Source organism: Undibacterium sp. Tian12W (assembly GCF_049339405.1).
Classification (GTDB): Bacteria; Pseudomonadota; Gammaproteobacteria; order Burkholderiales; family Burkholderiaceae_D; genus Undibacterium.
On record NZ_JBMPPK010000105.1, the window covers coordinates 1 to 206 of the forward strand.

Sequence of the window (206 nt, forward strand, 5' to 3'; positions counted from 1 at the left end):
GCCGCAAGTCAAGCGTGCGTGCCAAGGTTGAACATGCCTTCTGTATCATCAAACGCATGTTTGGATTTACCAAGGTCAGATATCGTGGGATGCAGAAGAACGCGCACCGCTTGTTCGTTACTTGTGCACTGGCGAACTTGTTCATGGTTCGCAGGCGCTTGATGCGCATGCAAGGGGCATAGTGTGCCCAATGGGCGAGAAATCGC

The 206-nt window shown here is 52.9% G+C and carries 1 protein-coding gene; it reads left to right on the forward strand.

What is annotated here, in order from left to right; translation table 11 throughout:
- Window positions 1-182, forward strand: a 182-nt coding sequence (locus ACO0LI_RS30810) for a transposase (RefSeq protein WP_423037758.1), incomplete at its 5' end; no start/stop codon positions are given.
- Between the last annotated feature and the right edge of the window lie 24 nt (window positions 183-206).